Source organism: Idiomarina sp. UBA4206 (genome assembly GCF_002383015.1).
GTDB lineage: Bacteria > Pseudomonadota > Gammaproteobacteria > Enterobacterales > Alteromonadaceae > Idiomarina > Idiomarina abyssalis.
Map to the genome: position 1 here is coordinate 26,744 of NZ_DFTS01000067.1, position 8,126 is coordinate 34,869.

Annotated in this window: 8 protein-coding genes; 6 read left to right on the forward strand and 2 right to left on the reverse strand. The window is 44.0% G+C overall.

What is annotated here, in order from left to right:
- A partial coding sequence (locus B3180_RS13480) for a M23 family metallopeptidase (RefSeq protein ID WP_349677622.1) occupies positions 1-767 on the forward strand: 767 nt, incomplete at its 5' end.
- Here the strand turns inward: B3180_RS13480 and B3180_RS13485 are convergent.
- Positions 764-2,533, reverse strand: coding sequence for a M61 family metallopeptidase (locus tag B3180_RS13485; protein ID WP_273023811.1), 1,770 nt, complete (start codon positions 2,531-2,533; stop codon positions 764-766). The genes B3180_RS13480 and B3180_RS13485 overlap by 4 nt on opposite strands.
- 76 nt (positions 2,534-2,609) lie before the next feature.
- Here B3180_RS13485 and B3180_RS13490 point away from each other — a divergent pair, with 76 nt between their 5' ends.
- From B3180_RS13490 to B3180_RS13505, 4 genes are read left to right on the forward strand one after another with little or no spacing between them, the layout of a single operon-like run.
- A complete protein-coding gene (locus B3180_RS13490) occupies positions 2,610-3,302 on the forward strand; it encodes a flagellar brake domain-containing protein (RefSeq protein ID WP_199494566.1) in 693 nt (230 codons plus the stop codon).
- A complete protein-coding gene (locus B3180_RS13495) occupies positions 3,299-4,390 on the forward strand; it encodes a sensor histidine kinase (protein WP_278358696.1) in 1,092 nt (363 codons plus the stop codon). Before B3180_RS13490 ends, B3180_RS13495 begins: the two co-directional genes overlap by 4 nt.
- The gene (locus B3180_RS13500; protein ID WP_054487802.1) at positions 4,390-5,208 is read left to right on the forward strand and encodes a LytR/AlgR family response regulator transcription factor; all 819 of its coding nucleotides are present in this window, start codon (positions 4,390-4,392) and stop codon (positions 5,206-5,208) included. Before B3180_RS13495 ends, B3180_RS13500 begins: the two co-directional genes overlap by 1 nt.
- 2 nt (positions 5,209-5,210) lie before the next feature.
- Positions 5,211-6,056 (forward strand): DUF6279 family lipoprotein, encoded by an 846-nt coding sequence (locus B3180_RS13505; RefSeq protein WP_278358695.1) that lies wholly within the window; start codon positions 5,211-5,213, stop codon positions 6,054-6,056.
- Here B3180_RS13505 and pyk read toward each other — a convergent pair.
- Entirely contained in the window at positions 6,053-7,483 is a 1,431-nt protein-coding gene (gene pyk, locus B3180_RS13510) for a pyruvate kinase (protein WP_278355000.1), read from the reverse strand. The genes B3180_RS13505 and pyk overlap by 4 nt on opposite strands.
- 104 nt (positions 7,484-7,587) lie before the next feature.
- Between pyk and msrB the strand changes: the two genes are divergently transcribed.
- A complete protein-coding gene (gene msrB / locus B3180_RS13515; RefSeq protein WP_054487796.1) occupies positions 7,588-7,989 on the forward strand; it encodes a peptide-methionine (R)-S-oxide reductase MsrB in 402 nt (133 codons plus the stop codon).
- Positions 7,990-8,126: the final 137 nt, after the last annotated feature.

The window sequence follows — 8,126 nt, forward strand, 5'->3', positions numbered from 1 at the left end:
TGGCGGACGAACCTATTGAACTGGAGATAAAAGGGCCATTGACTCAGGGAGCGCTTATTTTAGCTAAATCTGAGCCCGGAGTTACTGCCACTTTGAATGACGAACCTCTGCAAGTTACCGAGCAGGGTTATATTGTTTTTGGTTTCGCACGAAAAGCTCCGCTTAAAAACACCTTAGTAATTCAGAAAGGTGACAGCAGAATAACCAAAGAGCTCACGTTAACGCCTCGTGAATATAAAATTGACCGTGTCGACGGAGTGCCTCAAAAGACGGTAACACCAGATCCCGCACAGGTTAAAAGGGCAAGAAAAGAAGCAGAGAAAGTTTGGGTAGCGCGGCAAAAAGAAACGCAGAGAACGGACTTTCTAACCCCAGTCGTTAAGCCTGCAAAGGGGCGTATTAGTGGTGTTTACGGAAGTCAGAGAGTTTTTAACGGAGAACCTCGTAACCCGCATTATGGTGAAGATATCGCAGGGCCGACGGGTACTCCGGTAAAAGCCCCTTGGCCGGGTGAGGTGGTGTTAGCTGAACCCGACTTATTCTATTCGGGCGGCACAATTATTATTGAGCATGGCTATAAAGTCACGACCACATACTTGCACTTGAGCGAACTTAACGTGGACGTTGGCGACAAGGTTAAGCAGGGCGAGTTAATCGGTGCTATTGGTGCTACCGGTCGTGCAACCGGGCCTCATCTTGACTGGCGGGTTAACTGGGGAAATAACCGACTCGATCCAGCGTTACTTCCCCAGCTTTATCAGGACTAACCGGAAGGCGTTAGCCAGCCTTTCAACTTATCAGGTTGTTTCACGCTTAACAGGTAACTGCTTTTCGCGGGCTCCAGCCAGGTAAGCTCCAGGGTCATCAATTCATCTCTTCGGAATGCATGAACCGTTACTGTATCCCCGGGAACGTAGCGTTCAAGAATGGTTTTTATGGACTGCTCATTTACCTGCAAGTGATCAACCGCAATAATTCGGTCTCCGGCTGACAACCCTGCATGATAGGCGCTTTCGTCGTGGTAAACATTGATGATCTCCAGCCCTTGTGCAGATGCTTTATATTTTGCGCCGAAGTTTACTCTGGCTGGCTGATCGGCTGCTTTTCCTCCACTGTTGTTGTCATCTACTGGTACTTGCCGTTGAACGTCGATACCGAAGTTTTGCAGCAACTCGATAAGTGGTATGGAGTCCTTGTTGTATAGCGCGTCTTTTAAGAAGTCGGAAACATCAATGCCAGGATAATGATTTAGCCAACTCAGAACGGTATCATCGGCTGTGCCAATTGAGGTTTTACCGAATTCGTGCCACAGGTCTTTCATGACGTTGCCCAGAGTTAACTTATGCTCAGATTGCAGGCGTAACATTAAATCCAGACTTAAAGCAATTAATGCACCTTTAGCGTAATAACTGACAATGCTGTTAGGCGCATTTTCGTTCTGTTGATAAAACTTAGTCCACGCCAGAAAACTCGACTCGGTAACACTTTGTTGATACTGACCCGCGCCTCGTTCAACTCTTGAGAGCGTATCACCAAGCACTTTTAAATAGCGCTTTTCATCAATGATACCGCTGGCATGAAGCAGATAGTCATCAAAATACGACGTCATTCCTTCGTAGAACCAGAGCTGCTCGGTATAGGACTCTTTGTCCAGTTGATACGGCAGAAACGCTCGTGGCTTTAGGGTTTTAATGTTCCAACTATGAAAATACTCGTGGCAACAAAGGCTCAGAAAAGTTTGATAGTTGTCATTCATTTCATATTGATGAGCACTAATAAGATCTTTACGGCTGCATAGTAGGGCAGTTGAGTTTCTATGCTCGAGTCCACCGAAGCCGTTACCGACAACCATGGTTAAAAATGTATAAGACTGGAAGGGGGCTTCGTCGAACATTTGCAATTGGGTTTCACAAATACGAGCAAGGTCAGCGGTTATTCTTGAGGTATCCGCAAAGTGCCGGCCACTTAAAACAAAGGAATGTTTTATCCCGTGAGCGATAAATTCCTCAATGGTCAAGTCACCGATTAAAAACGGATAATCAATTAAAGCGTCGTAGTTTTCCGCCTGAAATGTTCCCCATGAGTGTGCTTGTCCATTTTTTCTTGGCATACCGGTTGCCACTTTCCACTGAGGTGCTTCAGGTGGCGCGTGAAGATGCAGTTCACAGGGAAGATCGGTCTGTCCTTCAACTGCCAGACATAAACTTGTGTTGTTAAAGAACCCCTGGAACTGATCAAGGTATGCGGAGCGAACAGACAAGTCCCAGGCGTAGACTTGATAATAGACGGTAATGGGATGGTTTGATTTGTCGAGACGCCAACGATTCTTTGCTATTTGCTCAATCGTTAACTCTTGTCCGTTACTTTCAGCATGTAGCCCTATGATGTGCTTACTAAAGTCTCGTATTAAGTAACTGCCCGGGATCCAGTTCGGTAACCAAAGTTCTTGTTCGTCAACCGCTCGTTCAATAGTGAGCGAGACATTAAATAAATGCCCGTGTAAATCGATGGGGGTTATATCGTAAGCGACCAAGGGACTCTCCTTTGCTTGACACAGCCAGACAACTAGCGATCATAGTAACATATCGATTCATCTCAAAGAGACCCCTATGACAAGCAAAATTTCGGAGCTCGTAACCGGTCAAAGAATAGAAGTTCAATTAGCCAGCTCAAATGTCCCGGCTCGTTTTTTCTCAGAGTTTATAGGTGCAGTTAATGACCGCTGGGTCATTATTAATATGCCGGACGTACGCAAATACAAGGATGTTCGAGATTTTTTGCAAGAGAAAACGCCAGTTATTGTTCGTTTTGTACTCGAAAATGAAAATGGGGAGATCTGTGCTTTTCGTAGCGAGGTAAGTTACGTCATCTCACATCCAACAAAAATGCTTTTCATTTTGTGGCCTAACCAGATAGAGCACAGAGTCATTAGAAAAGGGCGTCGGTTTGACGCTTTTTTGCCTGCCGAAGTAGCCGGAAAGTCGGTGAGCGGTGACGAAGTATCTTTTAAAGGCCACGTGTTGGATGTTTCAGAAAGTGGCTGTCGGTTAAAGCATGAAAAACCGGACGGTAAGCTGGAAGAACTATGGGAAAATGGCAGTAAAATTGTTCTGAATATAGAACAAAAAAGAAATGGTGATCTCACCCTTAATGCAATAGTCCGACAAATAAAAGTGCTTGAGGAGCAGGTTGAGTTAGGCGTGCAGTTTATGGGAAATCAGAAGGAGCAAGTCAATTCACTTTTCTCAGGAAGCTTAGTTGATATTGATGAGCTATCGAGACTAGAGTCTTCAGCGCGATGAATAAACCGATAAAAACGCAGTGGCAGTTACTGATGGACAATCGTAACCGCTTTTTTTGGTTATTGCAGGCGGGTGGCTGGATAGGCTACGCATTAGTGAATTATATTGGCTCACTAATGCATGAAATGCGAGACATATACACCTTGATCATCATTCTTGGTGCCTATGCTGGTTTTTTGATAACAATCCCTTTGCGGTATTTGTATCGCAGAATATGGGAGCTGCCGCCACCTTTGATGGTCCTTATCGCAATTGGTGTCTCATACATTACAGCGGTAGCCTGGGCCATTGTTGATAACGCAACCTATTGGGAAATTTACAAATTTGGGTTTCGGCCGGACAGTCCTTTTTTCTATTTAAAAAACAGTTTGGCTAAGTTCTACATTGTTCTTAGCTGGAGTGGATTGTACTTTGGCATTAAGTACTATCAGATGCTGCAAGAAGAGAAGCAAAAAGCGTTGCTTGCCTCGTCTATGGCGCATCAGGCACAGTTAAAAATGCTGAGATATCAGTTAAACCCGCACTTTTTGTTCAACACTTTAAATGCGATATCGACACTGATTCTGCTAAAAGACAACGAAAAAGCCAATTTAATGGTAAACAAACTTAGCCGCTTTTTGCGTTTTTCGTTAGATAATGAGCCGATTAAAAAAGTGACGCTAGAGAAAGAAATTGACGCGCTGTTGCTGTATCTGGATATCGAGAAAGTTCGTTTTGACGAGCAACTTGAAATTGATATTCATTTGTCCGATGAGACAAAACACGCGTTGGTTCCAAGTTTGATTTGCCAGCCTTTGATTGAGAATTCAATAAAGTACGCTATTTCTAACGTTGAAGGGGTCGGGCTAATAAAAGTGCGCTCGTGGGCTGATAATGGCAATTTGATACTGGAAGTTTGTGACAACGGTCCCGAAATACAAACAGACCCTGAAAAGCTTTTCCGTAAAGATGGTGTGGGACTCAATAACACTCGACAACGATTAAAGTCTTTATACGGCAAGCATTATCGTTTTGAGATGCTCAAAGGTGAAGAAAGTGGTCTTTGTGTTCGCATTACTATTCCGATCGAAACGGTGGAGAATCAATAATGAATCGATTGAAAACCTTGGTTGTTGACGATGAGTCACTTGCCAGAAAAGGTTTGGCTATTCGTTTAAAAGAATTTGAGCAACTGGAGCTGATGCCCGAGTGTAAAACCAGTCGAGAGGCTGTGGAAATTATTGTAAAAGAAAAGCCCGATTTGATTTTTCTTGATATTCAAATGCCTGGCCTTAATGGATTTGAAGTGTTGAAAGCGGTTAAGGAGCAAGGGCAGGACTTGCCTATTGTGGTTTTTGTAACCGCTTATGATGAATATGCGATAAAGGCATTTGAAGTCAGGGCATTGGATTACTTGTTAAAGCCCGTGGATGATGCTCGCTTAGCGGAATGCGTTAAACGTGTGATAAGTGAGCATCAAAATGTCAATGACGAACAGCAGAGTAAATTAATCAGCCTTGTAGCTGAGGTGACCGGTCAGGACGCTGACACCTTGCTGGAAAGGTTATCAGCAGGAGAGAACATTACTGCTGATGAATATCCGGATTACATTGCAATAAAAGATAGTGGCGAAATTACTCGGGTGGCGGTTAAAGATATCAAGTGGGTTGATGCCGCAGGTGACTACATGTGCATACATGCCGGAGACGAAACCCACATACTGCGTCGTACCATGAAAGAGCTGGAACAGGACTTAAACCCTAAGTTATTTCAACGGGTTCACCGCTCAGCTATCGTCAATATAAAACAGGTAGAGAAGTTGTGTAACCAGCAAAATGGTGAGTATCATTTACAATTAAAAAATGGTCAAAAACTGAAAGTCAGCCGTAGTTATAAAGACCGTATTAAACAACTTATTCTGAGCTGAACATGTATCGACTGACAGGCGTGCTTACCGTTCTTATTTTTATTGCTGGTTGTACAGCTAATATAGGCTATCAGTTTGCTGATACTCTGGTGGAGTGGAAGGTAAAGGACTACGTTGACTTGAACGGTGAACAACAAGAGCTGCTATCAGAAAAAGTCGATGAACTTCATCAGTGGCATGCTCAGACGCAGCTTCCTTTGTACCGCAAGGAACTAAAAGCATTGCGCGATAAGGTTGAGGAAAAGTCGTTAACACAAAACGATATTGGTGATTTTGAAGATACTTTATGGGCTTTTTGGGAAAACGTACTCATAAAAATTGAGTCCGAAGCCGACTTACTCGCAACACTTTCTGTAAAACAGCGCCAGCAACTGGTAAGCCGACTAGAGGAAGCTCAGGAAGAACGCTATCAGCGTTTGAAAGAAGATAAAGAACAGAGTGACATACTACGACGTCTTGATCGCATTTCCGACGTTGAGGAAGATTTAGAGGATATCCTCGGTGACTTAACAACAGAGCAAGATAAGTTATTGCGTAGTTGGGTAAGTGATTCACCCCAGCTACGGGAGCCTTGGTTAAGTTACCGTGCAAGCTGGATAACCGAATTTGAAAAAGCGCTACTGAAACAGCCTGTTGATGAAGAAAAGATGTCGTCTTTAATCCTTGATCCTAAACAACTCAGAAGTGAGTCTTTTCAACAGAAATCAGAAGAAAGCAGTGAACTGCGAAATAAATTTCTTTGGGATATGTATCAAAGTCTGACTCAGGAACAGCGTAAGAATGTGATTAAAAAGGCCGATGAATATATCGACCTTCTCGATTCGTTAATTAAAGATTTTAGTAACTAGCGCACTTCAATAATTTTACAGGTGTTACTTGAGCCTACGGTTTCCATAACGTCACCATGAGTGAGTATGACTAAATCACCCGCTTTAATGTGACCACTCTTTTTAACCACTTCGATAGCTTCAGTGATTGGGTTTTCTACACTGGTGGAATCAAAGTTTATAGGATAGACACCACGATAAAGCGCTGACTTATCGCGGCTGTGAGAATGGCGCGATAACGAGAATATTGGCAGGTGCGAGGTAATACGAGACATTAACTTGGCAGTAAAGCCCGATTCTGTCAGAGCAATAATGGCGGTCACACCATTGAGATGTGTGGCAGCGTACATTGCAGACATCGCAGTAGCCTCGGTAATACTGGAAAACATCTCTTCCAGGTCCTGATGGCGCAGTTGAGCTGAAGGGTGAGTTTCAGCGCCAAGACAAATATCCGCCATTGCTTTAACTGTTGCTATCGGGTGTTTTCCTGCAGCGGTTTCAGCTGACAACATAACGGCATCTGTGCCATCTAATACAGCGTTGGCAACATCCATTACCTCAGCACGAGTTGGCATAGGGTTTTCAATCATCGACTCCATCATTTGAGTCGCTGTGATAACAACACGATTTAATTGACGAGCACGAGAAATGATCTGTTTTTGCTTGCCAACTAATTGTGCATCGCCAATTTCAACACCTAAGTCACCACGGGCAACCATAACAGCGTCAGAAGCTCTGATGATATCGTCTAAAGCATGCTCGCTGGCGACAGCTTCTGCGCGTTCTATTTTTGCGCACAACACGCCTTGCCCGCCAGCTTCTCGCAGTAGGTGACGTGCCTGATTTATGTCGTCTCCGGAGCGGGGGAAAGAAACTGCGAGGTAATCGACACCAATTTCTGCGGCCAACTTTATATCAGTATAATCTTTTTCAGTTAATGCTGCGGCTGATAAACCACCGCCCTGACGGTTAATCCCTTTATTGTTGGAGAGGAGACCTCCAACGGTTACTTCAGTCATTACCTGACTGCCGTTAATTTCTTCAACTTTTAATTGAATACGGCCGTCGTCAAGTAACAGAATATCGCCGGGGTTAACGTCATTAGGTAAATCTTTATAGTCCAGCCCGACTCTGTTCTGGTCACCACTGTCTTTTTCAAGCTCAGCATCTAAAATGAACTTATCGCCAACGGATAACATAATTTTATTTTGTTGAAAGCGCGCTACGCGAATTTTAGGGCCTTGTAGATCACCTAAAATAGCAACATGCGCTTCTAGTTCGCGGGCTATTTTTCTGACCATTGAAGCTCGGTGTTTGTGATCGTCTGCATTACCGTGAGAGAAGTTAAGGCGAACGACATTGGCGCCAGCTCTGATAAGTTCTCTGAGAGTTTCCTCAGAGTCTGTGGCCGGTCCAAGAGTGGTCACAATTTTGGTACGACGAAGCATGCAAAACCTCAGCAAAAATTAGCCATGAATGTTAGCTTAAGTTTAGCATACGCAGTATGACAGTAGTACGAAATTTAATTGAAAGATAAAGAGGTTAGTCCTTTATGAGTGAGCATAACTGGGAAGATAAAAGCGAGCAGGAGTGGCGTGAATTGCTAGGTGATGAAGCCTATTATGTCTTAAGGGAAAAAGGCACGGAAAGGCCTTTTTCAGGTAAGTATCTAAGTTGTGATAAAGAGGGCATATACCGTTGTGCGGGCTGTGGGCAAAAACTTTTCGACGCTAACCATCAATTCGATGCACACTGTGGTTGGCCAAGCTTCGATAAGGCAATACAAGGTTCAGTTGACTACGTAAAAGATGCAAGCCATGGGATGATAAGGACGGAAATACTCTGCAGTCGCTGTGGTGGTCATCTGGGCCACGTGTTTGATGACGGGCCCACCGAGACCGGACAGCGTTATTGTGTTAACTCGCTAGCTATGCGTCACGAAGACGATGAGTAATAACCGCGAAAGTTTCCTTCTTCGATTTTCTCAACTATGTCTTCGGCTTGTTCGTCCCACTGTTCGTATTGTTCTTCGCTGGCATTAACAATGTTCTTCATACTGTTTTTCTCCAGGTTGTCCTGACCAAGCTGCCG

Bases quoted from the DNA above. Each gene is read 5' to 3' on its own strand.
- B3180_RS13505 (WP_278358695.1), top strand. From the start codon at position 5,211: ATGTATCGACTGACAGGCGTGCTTACCGTTCTTATTTTTATTGCTGGT.
- msrB (WP_054487796.1), top strand. From the start codon at position 7,588: ATGAGTGAGCATAACTGGGAAGATAAAAGCGAGCAGGAGTGGCGTGAA.
- pyk (WP_278355000.1), bottom strand. From the start codon at position 7,483: ATGCTTCGTCGTACCAAAATTGTGACCACTCTTGGACCGGCCACAGAC.
- B3180_RS13490 (WP_199494566.1), top strand. From the start codon at position 2,610: ATGACAAGCAAAATTTCGGAGCTCGTAACCGGTCAAAGAATAGAAGTT.
- B3180_RS13495 (WP_278358696.1), top strand. From the start codon at position 3,299: ATGAATAAACCGATAAAAACGCAGTGGCAGTTACTGATGGACAATCGT.
- B3180_RS13500 (WP_054487802.1), top strand. From the start codon at position 4,390: ATGAATCGATTGAAAACCTTGGTTGTTGACGATGAGTCACTTGCCAGA.